The organism is Methylophaga sp. UBA4204 (assembly GCF_002379485.1).
Lineage (GTDB): Bacteria > Pseudomonadota > Gammaproteobacteria > Nitrosococcales > Methylophagaceae > Methylophaga.
Map to the genome: position 1 here is coordinate 94,266 of NZ_DFTU01000037.1, position 659 is coordinate 94,924.

General features: G+C 45.4%; 1 protein-coding gene. It reads left to right on the top strand.

What is annotated here, in order from left to right; all coding sequences use genetic code 11:
• A partial coding sequence (locus B3182_RS05535; protein ID WP_292751888.1) for a class I SAM-dependent methyltransferase occupies window positions 1-659 on the top strand: 659 nt, incomplete at both ends.

Here is a 659-nt window from a genome sequence, read left to right on the forward strand (position 1 = left end):
AAATGTTTCTCCACAAGCCGAGATGTTCGCTAATCGGTTGAAAAAGAATGTTCGGCATTTAGCCAAATGGGCACGCAAAAACCAGCTGGATTGTTACCGGGTTTATGATGCTGATTTACCAGATTACGCTGTGGCTATTGATGTTTATGGAGACTACGTTCATGTGCAGGAATATGCACCGCCAGCAGATATCGATCCGTTAAAAGCCAGCGAACGTCTCGATGAAGTCATGCAAATCATTCCGGCTGTGTTAGGTGTAAAGGACGATAAAGTTGCGCTAAAGTTACGCCAGAAACAACGTGGTTCTAACCAGTATGAGTCACAGGCGGCTTTACGCCAGCGTTTTGAAGTCCGGGAAAATGATCTTCGCTTCTGGATTAATCTGACGGATTATTTGGATACCGGATTATTTCTGGATCACCGAATCACCCGGCAGATGCTAGCTGAAAACAGCAGAGGAAAAGCATTTCTGAATCTGTTTGCCTATACCGGCAGTGCGACGGTTTATGCTGCTGCAGGTGGAGCCAAATCCACTACCACCGTAGATATGTCAAATACCTACCTTGGCTGGGCCAGAGATAATATGCAATTGAATAACTTTGTTGGTGAGCAGCATCAGTTTATTCGAGCAGATGTATTGGCCTGGTTAAATGAACCCG